This is a genomic window from Chroococcus sp. FPU101 (genome assembly GCF_017312365.1).
GTDB lineage: Bacteria > Cyanobacteriota > Cyanobacteriia > Cyanobacteriales > Microcystaceae > Chroococcus.
Window position 1 is genome coordinate 1 of the sequence record NZ_BLJI01000052.1, and the last position, 16,193, is coordinate 16,193.

Consider the following 16,193-nt stretch of genomic DNA (forward strand, 5'->3'; position numbering starts at 1 on the left):
TTTTTCAATAATTGGTATTATTAGACCAAGACGAATCCTAAATCAAGTATAAATTTCAGCACAAATCCTCAAACGTCTAATTTGATGGCGATGATACCTGAAACAAAAGTTTTAACTTTAGATAACCAGTATGTATAATCCATGTTTGCTCAAAATCAAGAGCTAACGAGAAAAATTATTACTCAATTAGCTCAGTATAAACATTATTAATTCGGTAATTTGGTCATTTCACCAGTCAAAAGATTACCCGTAATTGGATTAATTTGATTGACAATAAAAAAAGCTGATTGCCCTACTTTAATTCCGTTATCAACTTGAGCCTCGGTAATAATAAACAAAATATCACTTTCCCCAGGAGGGGTAGCAATTCCAGTACCATCTGCATTAATATTATAGGGACGAACAAACGGCGCAGTTACAAAAATTCTTTTTCCTGTTGTTTCTCCTGGAAGATTAACAATTGCTTTGCCAGAAAAACTACCCTGTCCATTATAAGACATAATACCTAAGCCTAACTGCGAAACTCGTCCACCATAACCAGATAAAGTATAGGCATATTGACCCTTAAGACTAGCATTGGTAAATGTTCCATCATCAGGTAATTTAGTCGCTTCTAATTTAAGTAAACCTCCCGTTTTTTCGTCTAACTGTTCTTGAATTAAATTAATTCTTTCAGCTTGTTTAATATTATCTTCTTTTGCCTTGGTAATCACAAACGCTAAATTATGGTCAGTTGTTGTACCATTCGGTAAGGACATTTTAATGACACTTTGTCCTGTTCCGTCTGGATTAACTATATATGTTCCACTAAAAACTGCTTTAGTTAAAATTCTCTCAGCAATGGAAGCACCTGGTAAATTTTGAATGCTCGTTCCAGATAGCTTACCTTTTCCGTCATAATTGATGACACTAATCCCCGCTTGCGGATATTGCCCACCAACATTTAAGGTCACAACTGCATAATTTCCTCGAATACTTTCATTATTAAATACTCCATTAGCATGAGCTATTGTTCCATATTCTACAAGACCAAAAAGAACTAAAATAGACATTAATAAGTAGAATAACTGATGCCTTTTCAGCAAAACAAGTTTTTGAAACATATCAAATCATTCAAAAAGCGAACTAAGGGTTAGGGAACAAAATTCAACATATCATAATTGGTCAAATTACGATAAAAAAAAGTATTTAAAGGAGCAAAAACTTATTTTATGTCTCATTTTAGAGAAGTCCTAGAATCAATTGTTGTCTCTGCGAACCAAATGGCTCAAATTGAAAGGCGCATTTTTGCTGCACAGATGCCTATTGCTGCACTAATGGAAAAAGCAGCCAACCGAGCCGCTACCCGAATTCAGCAACTTTACCCACTTTCACAAAGTCCAGAAGTGGGAATTTTAGTCGGGCCTGGACATAATGGAGGAGATGCTTTAGTAGTTGCCAGAGAATTACACTTACAAGGGTACTCTATTTCTCTCTATAAACCGTTTCATCAACTCAAAGAATTGACCTTACAACACGCTCAATATGCAGAAAGTTTAGGTATTCCTCAATCCGAACAAATAGATGCTTTACAAAAGTGTCAGTTAGTGATAGATGGATTATTCGGTTTTGGTTTAGAACGATCGCTTACGGGAACCTTAGCCGAAGACGTTAATCAACTCAACCAATGGCAAAAACCTGTCATTAGTATTGATATACCTTCGGGTATTCACACCGACACGGGAGAGGTTTTAGGAACAGCCGTTAAAGCAACTCATACCCTCTGTCTCGGTTTATGGAAGCGGGCTTTTTTCTGTGATCAAGCTTTAGAATACATCGGAAGTGCTGAACGGATCGATTTTGGCATCCCTCTCCAAGACGTATGGGCTGTTCTTGGAGAAAACCCACCCATCCAACAGATAATCCCCTCAGTTGCCCGTTCCTTTCTTCCCTTACCGCGTCCTCTGGTGACACATAAATACAAACAAGGTCATTTACTCTTGGTTTGTGGTTCTTCTCGCTATGCAGGAGGGGCAATTTTAACAGGTTTAGGGGCAAGAAGTAGCGGTGTAGGAATGCTTTCTATTGCGGTTCCTCAGTTCTTAAAACTCATGCTAACGAGTCATTTACCAGAAGCCCTGATTATTGGTTGTCCTGAAACCGAAACAGGAGCAATCGCAGAATTACCTACATTAGATCAATATACTGTAATCGCCTGTGGCCCTGGTTTAACGACTGATGCCCAAAACGTAGTTACACAAGTTTTACAGAGTAAACAACCTTTAATCTTAGATGCCGATGGTTTAAATATCCTTGCCCAACTCGGCGTAAATATCCTGAGCATCCGTAATAATTTAACAATTCTTACACCCCATTTAGGTGAATTTAAAAGACTATTTCCAGATTTAAACTCTTCTGATCGCATTACAGCCTGTACTGAAGCGGCACAAAAAAGTAATGCAATTATACTATTTAAAGGAGCCAGAACAGCGATCGCAGATCCAGATGGACAAGTCTGGCTGATTCCAGCGAGTACACCTGCTCTAGCTCGTGGTGGAAGTGGCGATGTACTAACGGGATTAATTGGAGGTTTATTAACACAGTCCAAACAACCTCCTAAAAATGTCGTTGCTTTAGCCGCATGGTTGCACGCGCAAGCAGGAATTCTAGCCGCCAAAGACAAAACCGAATTAGGAGTCGATGGCGTAACATTAGCCCAGTATATCAATCAGGCGATTACTGATCTTGTTTCAGTTTGATTGTGTCGCCACTTCTATCGGTACAACTATAGGTGCATTATTTTGTCGCTGAATTTGATAAGAAACGCGACTAACTCCCGAAGGACAACAAAGCGCGTCTTTTTCTAAGTAACGATTAAACTCGACGCTGAAATTGGATTCACCCGTTAGAAACATTGGCCCAGTAGAACCATCTGTACGAGAATCCATCAACTGAGGTGAAAGCGTACCCGCAAATTGACCATCCACAAAAATAAACGCTTGATATTGTAATGGACGACACATCCCATCTACATTACTGGTCGCTGTAATTAAAGTCGTTCCCGCATAGGATTGTATCGGGCCAAATAACATCCAACCATTGCGCGATAAACTATTATCTTCTGGTGTTGTCGGACGACGGAAACCCTCTTGACACTGTTTAATTAAATTAGCATCAATTTCAGCTTTAGGAGCTTGTGGGATAGGATTTTTAGGTTGATTCCAATTTGTAATATTTTGATGATCTAGCCACATCTTAGAAGAACTCGAAGAAGTAGGGCGTTCAGCATCCGTAAAAATCAGGGTTCCAGTCCCTTTTTTCGTGCGATAGGTTAATTTCAATTCTCCCTGTGCATTAATATCAAACCGTTCTACTAAAGGTAAAATACTTAAAAATAGTGCTTCTTGACGCATAATATCTTCAGGACAAGCTTTAAAAGTCGAAGCAATTTCAGGTTTAATCGTTAAATTTTGTTTCTTAGTCTCATAAGCGGTACGATAGCGATTACAACCTGCTGAACCCGATAAATTGCTTTGTTCAAATGTGATCGTAACAGGGATATCGGGAACTAAAGAAGGAACATCACTCCAACTCTGTAACTTCCAAGGTGTACCTTGTAGCGGAGGTTGTTCAGCAAGAACCACTATGCCATTCGCAACCACAATCAATAAACTGCCTAAAATACTCTTAATCATTACTAATCCTCAACAACCATATTCCTCATTATGGCTTCAAAAAAAAAGAGAATGGACTAATCTTGATCAGTCCATTCTCTCTTACTAGCGCAAACTGGTATTCTATTTCCAGCCGCCTTCAGATTGAGCTAAAACGTAGGCTGCTACATTTTCGATATCATCTGTACTGATACGTCCAGCAAAAGCAGGCATCGCATTTTTACCCTTGGTGACTTGGGTTACAATTGCCTCAATAGAATTCATGCTGTTTTTTTCTAAATCAGCTTTTTGTAGAGTTTTAGCTGCATTAACAACATTTTTGCCACCTTGATGGCAAGCTGCACAGTTAGCTGTAAAAACTTTAGCACCACTAGCAGCATCACCCGCGAAAGCAGGCTGAGTCAAGCTAAACAGCGTGACCGAGAAAAATAGAACGATCAGTAATAGTAGTTTTCTCAACGGAGTTCTCCTCTTGATGATTTTCGGTTGGTTCAAATTGCCCCTAGGCCATCGTTAAAAAAAGTGTTTTTTTTGTCAAAAGACAAGTTGTCAAACTTTGTAGTAAAATCAATAAAGGGAATTAAAAGCATAAATCTTCAGTTCTTGTCAAAAGACAAGCTGTCAAACTTTCCTCATCAGATGAATTATTAGGGGTTACTCAGAATGTCTAAAAAACTCGGTTTGTTACTTGCTACGGTTGCTTTAGTGATTACTAGCTTCTTTACCTCCATTGCTCCAGCCGCAGCAGACACCGTTACTGTTAAAATGGGTGCAGATAGTGGTCAGCTTAAATTTGAGCCAGAAAAAGTCACAATCAAAGCAGGTGATACCGTCAAATGGGTCAACAATAAATTAGCTCCTCATAACGTTGTCTTTGATAAAGATAAAGTCCCATCTGCTGACGTAGCAACCAAAATTTCTCACAAAAGCCTTCTTTTTGCGCCAGGTGAATCTTTTGAAACCACCTTTAGCGAACCAGGTGTCTATAGCTACTACTGCGAACCCCATCGTGGTGCAGGAATGGGTGGAACCATTACGGTAGAATAAGACCTCACTTTAAATTTTTACAAGATTAGCCCATAACGGAAAAGTCATGGGCTAATTTTATTGGAGATGAGAAAAAAATTACATGATTTGGGAATACTAGGGAAAATAATGTAACCAATCGAAGGAGTAGGATGCACACTGTTTTAGATAGTTCCATTCAACCGAAACCCATTGAACAAACCCCAGCCGTGCAAACTTGGCAATTAAGAAAAGTTTATTTAACAGGGTTTTGGCTCAATCAAAAAATCGAATCTTTAAAAAGTTGCTCGCTAACTGTCTACAAAGGAGAAACGTTTGGTTTACTCGGCCCCAATGGTGCAGGAAAAACAACTCTTCTGAAATCACTCCTTGGTATTGTCCGTCCGACATCGGGTCGTGCCATTCTATTAGACCATTCTATCGGCGCACCGCTACGCGGATCTCTTCGAGATCGTAATGTTAAACAACGCATTGGTTATTTACCCGAAAATGCCTACTTTTATGATTTTCTCACGGGGTGGGAATTCCTCGAATTGATTGCAGGTATTTTTCAAATTCCGCCATCAGTCCAGAAAAAACGCATACCAGAACTCTTAGATCTTGTTGGGTTAGCGCGTCAAACTGCCCGTAAAAAACAGCTACGACAATATTCTAAAGGAATGTTACAACGAATTGGCATGGCACAAGCTTTAATCAACGATCCAGAACTAATCTTTTTAGATGAACCGATGTCTGGACTCGATCCAATGGGACGTTATCAAGTCCGAGAAATTATTTTATCGCTTAAAGCACAGGGAAAAACCATCTTTTTTAACTCCCATGTTCTTTCGGATGTCGAACAAATTTGCGATCGTATTGCCATTTTAGCCAGAGGTGAATTAATTTGCGTCGGTTCTCTCGATGAACTTTTAGGACGTGCTGATGTCTATCAAGTGATTATTAAAGGTGGCAAAGAAGAACAACTTAAAGAATGGATGACGGGGTTAACTTTAGAAGATGGTTACTGGCACGGACAACTAAATGGTGATCCACAAAACTTTTTAAATACCCTACCTTCAATGGACGCTCAGTTAATTAGTTTAAATTTAGCACGTGCTTCTTTAGAAGAATTCTTTATCCGTCAACTTAGAGAACGCGGGATCACCACAAGTCAGTAAACTTTTGATATCTACCTATTTAGGGTGATGAGAGGAATATTCGTTACTGCTTTGATTAAAAGTAGGAGAACTCAGATTTATGCTACACAACAACGATGGGACGACATAACTTACCTTCAAGCAATCTCGAACAACCCATTCAACAAGCTGCATCACATCCTTGGATGGAAAAACTAGCCCGACTTGGCTATGCTGCTAAAGGTGTAGTTTATTTTGTCATCGGTTTGTTAGCTGCACAAGCTGCTTTTGGGGTAGGGGGTAAGACGACAGACAGTAAAGGAGCCCTCCAAACGATCGTCACACAACCTTTTGGTAAATTTCTCCTAAGTCTTGTTACTATCGGACTGATTGGTTATGCCCTCTGGCGAACCGTTGAAACTTTTCTCGACCCAGAACATACTCATCAACATCGACAAGGAGCTAAACAAATCGCTCGACGACTCGGTTATGCTTTTAGTGCTTTAAGTTATTTTGGACTAGCAGCCACAGCAATTAAACTCATTCTCGGTTCAGGAGGCCGTAGTAATAACGCAACAAGAGACTGGACAGCGCGTTTCTTGTCTCAACCTTTCGGTCAGTGGTTGGTGGGATTAGCGGGAGTGCTTGTCATTGGACTAGGATTTTATGAACTCTACAAAGCTTACAAAAGCAAATTTCAAAAACATCTTCGGTTGTCGATGATTAAGCCTCAACAGAGAACTTGGGCGATTATTCTTGGTCAAATAGGAATTGCGGCTCGTGGGATTGTCTTCGCTACTATTGGTGTTTTCTTAACCCAAGCTGCCCTCACCTTTGACCCCAATCGAGCTAAAGGATTAGGTGAAGCACTAGCCGCACTGGCAGCACAACCCTTCGGACGCTGGATTCTAGGAGGAGTCGCACTCGGTCTAATTGCCTATAGTATTTATTCATTGATCGAGGCGAGATATCGACAACTACCAGAAATGAGAGGTCATAGATGATATGTTTTTAAAAAGCCAATCATTCTTCTAAAATTATCAGAAATTATTCAAGTTTATCTTGATGATCTAATTATTTTGGTAGAACAATTGGTGTTTGAGTTAAATGTTAAATGATCTAACAATAGTTTCTCTTCAAAATAATAAGCAACCTTTGATTAACTTAGGGTGTCTCAATAATTAGAATCATAAAAAATTTTATTTTTAATCATTAGTTTCTGATTAAAAAGTTAACTATTAAACTTCCTGACACTGATTACATAAACCAAAAAACTCTAGGGTATGATAATAAACCTTAAAACGATACGCTTGTTCTAGTTTATCTTCTAAATGATGTACAGGACATTCATCAACTGGAAAAGATTGACCGCAATTGATGCAAGTTAAATGATGTTGATCCGCTTGCACTAAACTATAAAGAGCTTCCCCATTAGCTAGAGTGCGAACTTTTACAGAGCCTTCTAATTTTAAAGCTTCCAAAGAGCGGTAAACAGTCGCTAAACCCATGTTTTGACTCGACTGACGTAACTCTATATAAAGTTCTTGGGCCGAAATCGCACGATTGAGGGTTTTCAGAAGTTGAAAAACTTTTTCTTGAGAACGGGTTCGCTGAACTTTCATAATAATATTGGTCTACGTCGTCTGATTACGGATAAATAAAGTATGTCTCAACAATATCAGTGTCAAATTTATGTAACCCTTCGTCCCTCAGTGCTAGATCCTGCGGGAACGGCGATCGCATCAGGACTAAAACAGTTAGGATACAAAGGAGTTGAACAGGTTAGAATTGGAAAGTACATCGAGCTTACCCTCACGGCATCAAATGAATTAGATGCCAAACAACAGTTAGAACAGATGTGTGATCAACTTCTAGCTAACCCTGTTATTGAAAATTATCGCTTTGAATTAGCCCCTTTGTCCCTTCTAACTGGAAATTAATTCATTTAAAGAAAACTATGAAATTTGGTGTAATTGTCTTTCCTGGCTCAAATTGCGATCGTGATGTAGTAACTGTAACAGAAGGATTACTGGGGCAACCGACGCGACGAGTTTGGCACCAAGAAACAGAGATCTCTGATCTTGATGTTATCGTAATTCCAGGTGGATTTAGTTACGGTGATTATTTACGCTGTGGTGCGATCGCTCGTTTTTCGCCGATCATCAAAAGTGTCATTAAACACGCCCAGTCAGGTAAATACGTTTTAGGCATTTGTAACGGTTTTCAAATCTTAACCGAAGTGGGACTATTACCAGGTGCTTTAACCCGTAATCAAAACCTACACTTTATCTGTGATCAAATTCCCCTGCTTGTAGAACATTCTGACTCGCCTTGGACTTCTAACTATACCAATAAACAAATTATTACCATTCCGATCGCTCATGGTGAAGGTCACTATTATGCTGATCCTATGACCATACAATCTTTAGAAGACAATGGACAAATCCTATTCCGCTACTGTAGTCCAACAGGTGAAATAAGCCCAGAAAGTAATCCCAACGGTTCTCTAAATAATATTGCAGGAATCATCAATCAACAAGGTAATATCTTAGGCATGATGCCCCATCCTGAAAGAGCCTCAGATCCCCTTTTAAATGCCACTGACGGCTTTAAACTGTTTGAAGGATTACTTAAGGTCACTCCCCTACTATCTGTTGCTTAAAGCCAAAAACCTGCTATGTTTAGTGGAGAATTATACTACTAAATATAAAAAAGTAGCGGTACAAGCATGACTTATCGGCGGGTATTATTAAAATTAAGCGGTGAATATCTCATGGGCAATCTTGGTTATGGGATTGACCCTAAAGTCGTCGCTGACATTGCCGAAGAAATCTCAGAAGTTGTTGAACAAGGATTTCAACTCGCCATAGTAGTTGGCGGCGGTAATATCTTTCGGGGAGTCAAAGCAGCATCGGCAGGGATGGATCGAGCAACAGCAGATTATATCGGCATGATTGCAACTGTAATGAACGCCATGACTTTACAAGATGCTTTAGAACGCGCTAACATTCCGACACGGGTGTTAACTGCGATCGCCATGCAAGAAGTAGCCGAACCCTACATCCGTAGGCGTGCCATTCGTCATTTAGAAAAAGGGCGAGTCATTGTCTTTGGTGCGGGTTCAGGAAATCCATTTTTTACCACAGATACGACAGCAGCACTCAGGGCAGCCGAAATCGATGCGGATGTCGTCCTCAAAGCGACTAAAGTAGATGGTGTGTATGATTCCGATCCTGCACTTAATCCTGATGCGCGACGTTATCAAAGCTTGAATTATGGTCATGTTCTAACTCATGATTTACGGGTAATGGATAGTACTGCGATCGCTTTGTGTAAAGAAAACAATATTCCTATTGTTATTTTTGATCTCTCCGTTCGCGGTAATATTGTTCGTGCGATACAGGGAGAACCTGTTGGAACGATTGTCGGAGGTTTCTGTGAAGTTAGCTGAAATTAAAGAAAATATGCAAAAGACCATTGAATCAACGCAACGGTCTTTTAATACAATTCGTACTGGTCGAGCTAGTACAGCTTTGTTAGATCGAATCACTGTAGAATACTACGGGACAGAAACGCCGTTAAAGTCCCTAGCTACAATTAGTACACCTGATGCAACGACCATCACAATTCAGCCCTATGATAAAAGTAGTATGGGCTTGATTGAAAAAGCGATTTCGATGTCTGATATTGGCTTAACGCCTAATAATGATGGTCAGATCATCCGTTTAAATATTCCCCCCCTAACATCAGATAGACGCAAAGAACTGGTGAAACTCGCCAGTAAACTCGCCGAAGAAGGAAAAGTGGCTTTAAGAAACATTCGGCGTGAGGGCGTTGATGCAGTTCGCAAACAAGAAAAAAGTCACGAAATCTCTGAAGATGAAGCTCGTTCGTTGTTAGATGATATTCAAAAAGTGACGGATCAATATATCAGCAAAATTGATGAACTTCTAGCGGCTAAAGAAAAAGACATTACCACTGTCTAAAACCGTTGGTTTAAATTATATAAGGGACAAACTCTTAAAAAAGTTGTCCCTATTTTTAATTTGTGGTTTATATTGATCCAGTAGCGTTACTGGATTATTATGAATGTTGTCGCAGTTTCAAAAATTTTTACTAAGTTGGTCACTGACAATTATTGCTCTTTGGCTCACCGTTAAGTCTTTAAGCTATTTTGGTGGCTTAATTAGTCTGCTTCTGACGGCAGGTTTAATCGCTTTTCTATTAAATTATCCTGTTACTGCCCTAAAATCAGTTTTACCTCAACGTGCGATCGCGGCGGCTGTTGTTTATTTAGCTAGTCTGATTCTTGTATCTATTTTACTGGTGACTTTAATTCCGCCAGTTATTGAGCAAGCTAGACAATTACTCATCAATTTCCCCAATTTTGTCGAACTTGCCAAGCAACGTTTAACCAGTCTTCAGAGTTGGAGTGAGGGTCACGGTTTACCCATTGATGTCCAATTATTGACAGCACAGTTTTCAGGACGTTTTCAATTCTTGGCTGAGTCAACTGCTAGAACTGGAGTTAATTTGGTTTTAGGAACCTTTGATCGATTTATCAATTTTATTTTGGTTCTAGTCATTTCGTTTTATATGCTTATTGATGGTCAAAAACTTTGGCTATGGATCACTTCTATTTTTAGTCCTCTGATTCAAACTGAACTTACCGCTTCATTACAACGCAATTTACAACAATTCCTGACAGGACAATTACTATTAGGTACTTTCATGGCAACGACACTAACCTTAGGTTTTTGGCTATTGCAAGTGCCGTTTTTTCTTTTGTTTGCTGTGTTTATTGGTTTAATGGAATTGATTCCCTTTATTGGAGCGACGTTAGGAATTGGTCTTGTTGTCATTATTGTACTTTTTATTGATCCCTGGTTAGCTCTTAAGGTTTTAATCACGTCAGTTATCGTCCAACAAATTAAAGATAATGCTATTACTCCGAAACTGATGGGAAATTTAACAGGTTTATCACCAATTTTTATTTTTATCTCTTTGTTAATTGGTGCTGAAGTTGCAGGTTTATTAGGTGTAGTTTTAGCGATTCCTCTTACGGGTGTCATTAAAAGTTTAGCTGAAGTCATTGGCGATCCTGCACTGCCACCACAAACAGGCTCATTCTTTCAAAATCCTTTAAAGAAACCAGATTTAATCGATGATAATACTTTTTCTTTGGTAGAAACGCCGTTAAATCAGTCCGAAAAATTCTAGCTATGAAAGGAACATACGTTCTTGATAAAGTTGAATAATCTTGTCGGTAACTTCTTTAATCGTTAAGCCATCTGTATTAACTGCGATCGCATCTGGTGCCTTTAATAAAGGAGAAATCGAGCGATGACTATCCAAATAATCCCGTTTTTGGATGTCCTGTTCTAACTGTTCAACACCAATGTGAGTTTGTCCTTGTTCGATTAAATCTTTACTCCGTCGTCTAGCACGTTCTTGGACAGAAGCAGTTAAAAATATTTTTAATTCGGCATCTGGAAAAACTTTTGTACCAATATCTCGACCTTCGATGACAATTCCCCCAATTTTGCCATATTGCTGTTGTTGTTCGAGCATGACTTGACGAACATAACTTTGAGCAGAAACCACAGAAACATTTTGTGTTACTTCAGGGGTGCGAATAGCCTCTGTAACGTCTTCTCCGTTAATTTTAATAGTCATGGGTTGAGAGGGAGATGACGAGGGGAGCAGTTCTAAGTGAACGCCACTGACGATTTCTGCGATCGCTGCTTCATCATCTAAAGGAATGCCTTTTTGCATGACTAACCACGTTAAAGCGCGATACATGGCACCACTATCTAAATAAGTTAAACCCAATGCTTGGGCCACACAACGAGTTACCGTCGATTTCCCCACACCTGCGGGGCCATCAATGGCGATAATGGGTTTACGTTGCCGTAGGATCACGTTATCGATCAAACGAGTTGAACCGAGATAAACAGCGATCGCTAAAAGTCCTGATTCTGTTATTTTTTCTAATGGGGTTAATGTTGTCGGATCAACTAACTCAACATATTGAATGTTTAAATCCTGAACGGTATTTAATTGTTGTTGAACTTCTGTAATTAGAGTTTTGCTGTCTCGTACTCCCTGTTCAAAAGACTGTATAGCCAGTTTCAAACTTTGATACAAAATAGCGGCTTGTTCTTTTTCAGTTGGAGTTAGATACTGGTTACGGGAACTATAAGCGAGTCCTGAAGGTTCACGCACTGTTGGACAACTTCTAATCTCAGTTTTAAGGTTTAAATCATCTACGAGTTGCCGAAGAATAACGAGTTGTTGAGCATCTTTTTCGCCAAAATAAGCCACTGTTGGGTTAACAATTGTCAAAAGTTTAGTGACGATCGTTGCGACTCCTTGAAAATGCCCTGGACGGTAAACCCCACATAAAACCGATGTCATTTGTTTTGGGGGGACAACCGTCGTTAAAGAATGGTTTGGCTCAATGCCCATTGTTGCAGGAGTTGGAGCAAAAATAACATTAACGCCAAGTTTTTCACACAGTTGATAGTCCTGGGAATGCTGACGCGGATATTTTTCTAAATCTTCTGTAGGAGCGAATTGGAGGGGGTTGATAAAAATACTGACAATCGTGATTTGATTTTCTGCGATCGCACGTTTAATTATACTTGCGTGACCGATATGAAGTGCGCCCATCGTAGGGACTAAGCCAATAGTCTTGTCTTTTCCGTGACTGTTAAGATAAGATCGCAACCCCGCGATCGTTGTAAACAAACGCACTGTATCCTCCTACAGAACAATGAAGGCTGAAAAAATTCACCCCTCACAGTTTATACTTTATTCACTTAGATTAGGAAAGGGTTAAAAAGGATTTATCTTCCAACCCATTCCCTAAACTATTCTAGCGTCCTAGAACTTCTAACAGAACGGGAGCGACTCCCGATTGAACGACTCCAATTAACCTAGCTGCACCTTTGGATAAATCGATGATTCGGCCTTTACCAAAAGGCCCACGATCGTTGATCCGCACTACGACAGAACGACCATTATTCAAGTTAGTCACTCTAACCTGAGTACCGATCGGTAGGGTTCGGTGTGCCGCCGTCATCCCATATTGGTTAAACCGTTCTCCATTTGCTGTCCGCCGACCATGAAAACCCGGTCCATACCAAGAAGCCATTCCCTGTTTGCGACGGGTTACAACTCTTCCTTTGGCTTGTTGTGCCGTCTGAGAGCTTTTCGAAACTTTCGCCGTTGGTTTAGACGTACTTGTTGTTTGATTTATTTTTTTCGGTTGAGTTTTTTTGGCTGGGGCTGCATTATTATTAGAAATAGGTCTAGTAATGGCAGCTTTTTCGCTTTGTGATTGAGTTGGCGGAACAGGAGCATTAGTCATCGGTAAAGTCGGCATTTTCGGCTCTGGTACAGCCAGAGATGTCTGATTAATGATCGGATTTTCTAAGGCTTGGTTTTCCAATACTGGTTTTTCTAATCCATTAGGCTTAAAAATTTCCGATTGCGACGGCGCAAAATTATTCCGTGTATCTACTGTTGTAGATTGATTTTCTGTGGTAGACTGAGGTGTTAGAGCTTCTGTATTTGACTGTTCTTGTACAACAACGTCTGTTAAGGAAGAACCAAAGGAGACCTCGGCGGAACTAACTATAGATATAGCCGTTCCGATGGCTGTAATACAGACAGCCTTAATTAACACAGCTTCGGTTAGCTGATTCCAAATTTTACGTTTCATGATCTTGTTTAGACGGTTAGCAAATGATAGTCCTCGGAAAACTGCAATTTGCTAACTTTACCTCCTCACAAATTTACACAAACTAAGCTTTCTACATAGTTCTGTTACACCGTAACATGATTCTTCTAGTGGGGATCGCATTTGATCCTATGGTTTTTTAAGTTTTTAATAAAAAATTTCAATCACCTATTGTTTAAATCAAAAATCTATCATATGATGGAAGGTTTATTATTTTTCTCCACTGCTTTAAGCCACTTTGAACAAAATTAGTTAGCTAGAACACTGATGAGTTATCAATTTGAGTTTGTTTAAAAATAGTAAGGAGTAGAGAAGATTTACAAGAATTTCAAAAAAACAGTATAAATTGATACGAAAAAACAGGATTGAAGTTGAAATAATGAATCAAAAACTAAAAATTATATAAATATTTTCAATAGAGGATTGACAAATGTTACTTTACCATCTGCTATTAGCTAAATTAATACATTTAATTATAAAATTTTATCAATCCGATCAAATAAAAGCGAATAAACACAATCTTAGGTATTTATAACATCTAATCTTTTGAATATATTTTATTTATAGCCAGATTTAACTCTGTCACAAGACTCCTTATTAGTGACAGAAAGTTTTAGTAGAATTTCTAGCTATTTTCAACAACGTCAAGCCCGTTTTTAAGATAAATCGCCACAAATTTAAAGTTTGAGAGGATCAAGAGTAAGAAATAAAATCTTTCCTTGCTCTTGATCACTATTAAATACACATGATGTTATTCAACTATATTGATTCCGACAATACGTCTTTGATCATCAAAAATCACTAACATCTGTTGAGTTGCTCGTTCAAACTCTAGCGTCATGATCACAACTTCAGACTCATCGACTGATGAACCTGAGCTAACATCTGTATCTACAACACGTTTAAACATACCGTTCGCTTTTTGCAAATTGTCCCATCGCTGCTGAACTTGCTGCGGAAAAATTTCTGTTTTCAATAAAGGATGTAAATACCCTCTAGCGCGAGGAAAGTCCCTTTTTGCTAAAGATTGCACTAAAATTTCTGAAATTTCAGAAACTGATTCTAATCTAGGAAAATCAACACCAACGATCTGCTCATCTTCATTAAAAGTAACAATGATATTTCCTTGTCCTTGCTCAAATTGAGACTTGATCACAACTAAATCGGAATTGACTGTATCAATAACCTGTGAGCTAACTTGCTGTTTAATTTTTCCAAATTTATTAATTGTATCTCCCCAAATGCTCTGTATTTCCTCTGCGGTTATCTGATTTGCAAAATCTGGAGCCAGCAGTTCTCTAGCTTTGCTATATTCTCCACGATTTAAAAGCTCAATCATAGTCTTCGCTCTTTCTTGCATCGTTGCTTTTTCCGCTTCGGTTAGAGGAACCTGTACCGTAGTTGTAGTTGGTGTTTGAGCGTGAGTAGGTAGAGAAAAAGCAGGAATCAAAACCAATAATAAAGTCCAAGGCAAATGTTTCATAAATAACGAAAAGCGAATCACCATTTTTAAACTCCTGTGTGGATTGAATGACACCAACAGCGATTAATACATTATTAGATTTTCGCTTAAGAAGAAAAAGTTCCTGATTTGACTGATCATTTTGGGAATTTTGACATAATTGCCAATCCTTGTAAAAATAATTGTCCTGATTGAATCGTTAACTGTTGAATCTTTAAATCTAAACCATCGATCGCAAAAGAATTAAAATTTAACACTTTTGTCAATTCTTTTAAAATTATTTCATGGATAAAGACAGGTGAAGAGCTTTCTGTTGGTTGTATTTCTTCTAAAACAATTTCACCTAGCAAACTAATTGACGGAATTACCTTGACTGATGCAACCCATCTTTCTTTTGTACTTTTATTTTCTAATTGAGTATTGACAATAATTTGATCCTGTTCTGTAATATTACACCAAATTTGCTGAACCACTAGAGATATCGATTGCTGATTATGTAGTGTTTTGCTCCAGCTTTGCGTGCGGAGGGATTGCTCAATATCTTTTTCATCTAAAACAATAGAGATAGTACCTTGACTGGGTTCAAGCAGTTTAATATTACCCATCAAAGCTTTAAAGGGATGAACCATAATTTTAGTTAAATTAATCTTCATCTCTTGTACTCGCAAAAAAGGATTGAGCTTAACACCTTCTCCACAAATCGTAATTGACTCTAAAAGACCTTTCGCTAATTTTTCTGGATCAGTTTTAACTTGTACAGAAACCTTTTCCGCCTGTTCTATTTGACTAGCAAGAGCCATTTCAGCAATTTTATTAATGGTTTTTTCGCCAATATCTTCTAGTTTAAACATAGCTCTTTTGTGATTCTAAGCGGTTACTATCTAAAAAAATAGCCCCAAAATGGGGCATCTTTCATCATATAAGAAGGATGAGCTTTCATCCTTCCTTAACAAAAATTAAGTTTAGAGAGCATTACCGCGAGGTAGTACTTCATAATGACACCGATTGCCCAATAATAATCGGTTGAATTGCTCCCGATATTGATAAGGGAATAAGTAAGATGATAGAAAGGATTAAAGTCTTATTATAAAGGCGAGCATAGGGAAGTAGACTTAGGACAAGTCGCCAATCATTGTCACGACTTCTAGCGATAGGTTTATTAAATTTAGAGGAGATTTTCATTAACTTTCAAG

The 16,193-nt window shown here is 38.6% G+C and carries 17 protein-coding genes; 9 read left to right on the forward strand and 8 right to left on the reverse strand.

All coding sequences use genetic code 11. The annotated features are described in order from the left end of the window. Positions 1 to 206 precede the first annotated feature (206 nt). Positions 207 to 1,052, reverse strand: coding sequence for a hypothetical protein (locus tag CFPU101_RS23115; protein ID WP_206817952.1), 846 nt, complete (start codon positions 1,050 to 1,052; stop codon positions 207 to 209). 159 nt (positions 1,053 to 1,211) lie between these two features. Between CFPU101_RS23115 and CFPU101_RS23120 the strand changes: the two genes are divergently transcribed. Then, positions 1,212 to 2,738: an NAD(P)H-hydrate dehydratase gene (locus CFPU101_RS23120; protein ID WP_206817954.1), complete on the forward strand. Its 1,527-nt coding sequence runs from the start codon at positions 1,212 to 1,214 to the stop codon at positions 2,736 to 2,738. On the opposite strand, the gene CFPU101_RS23125 is transcribed toward CFPU101_RS23120, so the two are convergent. Further along, positions 2,730 to 3,674, reverse strand: a complete 945-nt coding sequence (locus CFPU101_RS23125; RefSeq protein ID WP_206817956.1) for an META domain-containing protein — start codon at positions 3,672 to 3,674, stop codon at positions 2,730 to 2,732. The two genes, CFPU101_RS23120 and CFPU101_RS23125, sit on opposite strands and share 9 nt — an antisense overlap. Before the next feature lie 102 nt (positions 3,675 to 3,776). Next, positions 3,777 to 4,112, reverse strand: coding sequence for a cytochrome c6 PetJ (petJ, locus tag CFPU101_RS23130; protein WP_206817958.1), 336 nt, complete (start codon positions 4,110 to 4,112; stop codon positions 3,777 to 3,779). A 204-nt stretch (positions 4,113 to 4,316) separates the two neighbouring features. Between petJ and petE the strand changes: the two genes are divergently transcribed. From petE to CFPU101_RS23145, 3 genes are all read left to right on the forward strand, one after another. Then, positions 4,317 to 4,700 carry a plastocyanin gene (petE, locus tag CFPU101_RS23135; protein WP_206817960.1) on the forward strand — a complete coding sequence of 128 codons (384 nt, stop codon included), beginning with the start codon at positions 4,317 to 4,319 and terminating at the stop codon, positions 4,698 to 4,700. A 131-nt stretch (positions 4,701 to 4,831) separates the two neighbouring features. Beyond that, entirely contained in the window at positions 4,832 to 5,836 is a 1,005-nt protein-coding gene (locus tag CFPU101_RS23140) for an ABC transporter ATP-binding protein (protein WP_206817962.1), read from the forward strand. Between the two features lie 95 nt (positions 5,837 to 5,931). Further along, a complete protein-coding gene (locus CFPU101_RS23145) occupies positions 5,932 to 6,798 on the forward strand; it encodes a DUF1206 domain-containing protein (RefSeq protein ID WP_206817964.1) in 867 nt (288 codons plus the stop codon). A 234-nt stretch (positions 6,799 to 7,032) separates the two neighbouring features. On the opposite strand, the gene CFPU101_RS23150 is transcribed toward CFPU101_RS23145, so the two are convergent. Beyond that, positions 7,033 to 7,416, reverse strand: a complete 384-nt coding sequence (locus CFPU101_RS23150; protein WP_206817966.1) for a Fur family transcriptional regulator — start codon at positions 7,414 to 7,416, stop codon at positions 7,033 to 7,035. 42 nt (positions 7,417 to 7,458) lie between these two features. Between CFPU101_RS23150 and purS the strand changes: the two genes are divergently transcribed. The 5 genes from purS to CFPU101_RS23175 all read left to right on the forward strand — a co-directional run bounded on the left by purS (position 7,459) and on the right by CFPU101_RS23175 (position 11,014). Then, on the forward strand, positions 7,459 to 7,734 hold the full coding sequence (gene purS, locus CFPU101_RS23155) for a phosphoribosylformylglycinamidine synthase subunit PurS (RefSeq protein WP_206817968.1): 276 nt from the start codon (positions 7,459 to 7,461) through the stop codon (positions 7,732 to 7,734). A gap of 17 nt (positions 7,735 to 7,751) precedes the next feature. Beyond that, positions 7,752 to 8,456 (forward strand): phosphoribosylformylglycinamidine synthase subunit PurQ, encoded by a 705-nt coding sequence (purQ, locus tag CFPU101_RS23160; RefSeq protein WP_206817970.1) that lies wholly within the window; start codon positions 7,752 to 7,754, stop codon positions 8,454 to 8,456. A gap of 66 nt (positions 8,457 to 8,522) precedes the next feature. Further along, entirely contained in the window at positions 8,523 to 9,245 is a 723-nt protein-coding gene (pyrH, locus tag CFPU101_RS23165) for a UMP kinase (protein WP_206817972.1), read from the forward strand. 13 nt (positions 9,246 to 9,258) lie between these two features. Then, on the forward strand, positions 9,259 to 9,780 hold the full coding sequence (gene frr, locus CFPU101_RS23170) for a ribosome recycling factor (RefSeq protein WP_374191988.1): 522 nt from the start codon (positions 9,259 to 9,261) through the stop codon (positions 9,778 to 9,780). Between the two features lie 103 nt (positions 9,781 to 9,883). Next, the gene (locus CFPU101_RS23175) at positions 9,884 to 11,014 is read left to right on the forward strand and encodes an AI-2E family transporter (protein WP_206817976.1); all 1,131 of its coding nucleotides are present in this window, start codon (positions 9,884 to 9,886) and stop codon (positions 11,012 to 11,014) included. On the opposite strand, the gene CFPU101_RS23180 is transcribed toward CFPU101_RS23175, so the two are convergent. The 4 genes from CFPU101_RS23180 to CFPU101_RS23195 form a co-directional block, all read right to left on the reverse strand. Continuing rightward, on the reverse strand, positions 11,015 to 12,550 hold the full coding sequence (locus CFPU101_RS23180) for a bifunctional pantoate--beta-alanine ligase/(d)CMP kinase (protein WP_206817978.1): 1,536 nt from the start codon (positions 12,548 to 12,550) through the stop codon (positions 11,015 to 11,017). A 121-nt stretch (positions 12,551 to 12,671) separates the two neighbouring features. Continuing rightward, complete coding sequence (locus CFPU101_RS23185; RefSeq protein WP_206817981.1) at positions 12,672 to 13,520, reverse strand: septal ring lytic transglycosylase RlpA family protein; 849 nt, start codon at positions 13,518 to 13,520, stop codon at positions 12,672 to 12,674. 769 nt (positions 13,521 to 14,289) lie between these two features. Next, the gene (locus CFPU101_RS23190; RefSeq protein WP_206817983.1) at positions 14,290 to 15,045 is read right to left on the reverse strand and encodes a DUF3887 domain-containing protein; all 756 of its coding nucleotides are present in this window, start codon (positions 15,043 to 15,045) and stop codon (positions 14,290 to 14,292) included. A 92-nt stretch (positions 15,046 to 15,137) separates the two neighbouring features. Next, the gene (locus tag CFPU101_RS23195; RefSeq protein WP_206817985.1) at positions 15,138 to 15,851 is read right to left on the reverse strand and encodes a DUF2993 domain-containing protein; all 714 of its coding nucleotides are present in this window, start codon (positions 15,849 to 15,851) and stop codon (positions 15,138 to 15,140) included. Positions 15,852 to 16,193 lie beyond the last annotated feature (342 nt).

Excerpts from the sequence above, each read along its gene's own strand:
- CFPU101_RS23115 (WP_206817952.1), bottom strand. The coding sequence starts at position 1,052 with ATGTCTATTTTAGTTCTTTTTGGTCTTGTAGAATATGGAACAATAGCT.
- CFPU101_RS23120 (WP_206817954.1), top strand. The coding sequence starts at position 1,212 with ATGTCTCATTTTAGAGAAGTCCTAGAATCAATTGTTGTCTCTGCGAAC.
- CFPU101_RS23125 (WP_206817956.1), bottom strand. The coding sequence starts at position 3,674 with ATGATTAAGAGTATTTTAGGCAGTTTATTGATTGTGGTTGCGAATGGC.
- petE (WP_206817960.1), top strand. The coding sequence starts at position 4,317 with ATGTCTAAAAAACTCGGTTTGTTACTTGCTACGGTTGCTTTAGTGATT.
- CFPU101_RS23140 (WP_206817962.1), top strand. The coding sequence starts at position 4,832 with ATGCACACTGTTTTAGATAGTTCCATTCAACCGAAACCCATTGAACAA.
- CFPU101_RS23145 (WP_206817964.1), top strand. The coding sequence starts at position 5,932 with ATGGGACGACATAACTTACCTTCAAGCAATCTCGAACAACCCATTCAA.
- CFPU101_RS23150 (WP_206817966.1), bottom strand. The coding sequence starts at position 7,416 with ATGAAAGTTCAGCGAACCCGTTCTCAAGAAAAAGTTTTTCAACTTCTG.
- purS (WP_206817968.1), top strand. The coding sequence starts at position 7,459 with ATGTCTCAACAATATCAGTGTCAAATTTATGTAACCCTTCGTCCCTCA.
- purQ (WP_206817970.1), top strand. The coding sequence starts at position 7,752 with ATGAAATTTGGTGTAATTGTCTTTCCTGGCTCAAATTGCGATCGTGAT.
- pyrH (WP_206817972.1), top strand. The coding sequence starts at position 8,523 with ATGACTTATCGGCGGGTATTATTAAAATTAAGCGGTGAATATCTCATG.
- frr (WP_374191988.1), top strand. The coding sequence starts at position 9,259 with ATGCAAAAGACCATTGAATCAACGCAACGGTCTTTTAATACAATTCGT.
- CFPU101_RS23175 (WP_206817976.1), top strand. The coding sequence starts at position 9,884 with ATGTTGTCGCAGTTTCAAAAATTTTTACTAAGTTGGTCACTGACAATT.
- CFPU101_RS23185 (WP_206817981.1), bottom strand. The coding sequence starts at position 13,520 with ATGAAACGTAAAATTTGGAATCAGCTAACCGAAGCTGTGTTAATTAAG.
- CFPU101_RS23190 (WP_206817983.1), bottom strand. The coding sequence starts at position 15,045 with ATGGTGATTCGCTTTTCGTTATTTATGAAACATTTGCCTTGGACTTTA.
- CFPU101_RS23195 (WP_206817985.1), bottom strand. The coding sequence starts at position 15,851 with ATGTTTAAACTAGAAGATATTGGCGAAAAAACCATTAATAAAATTGCT.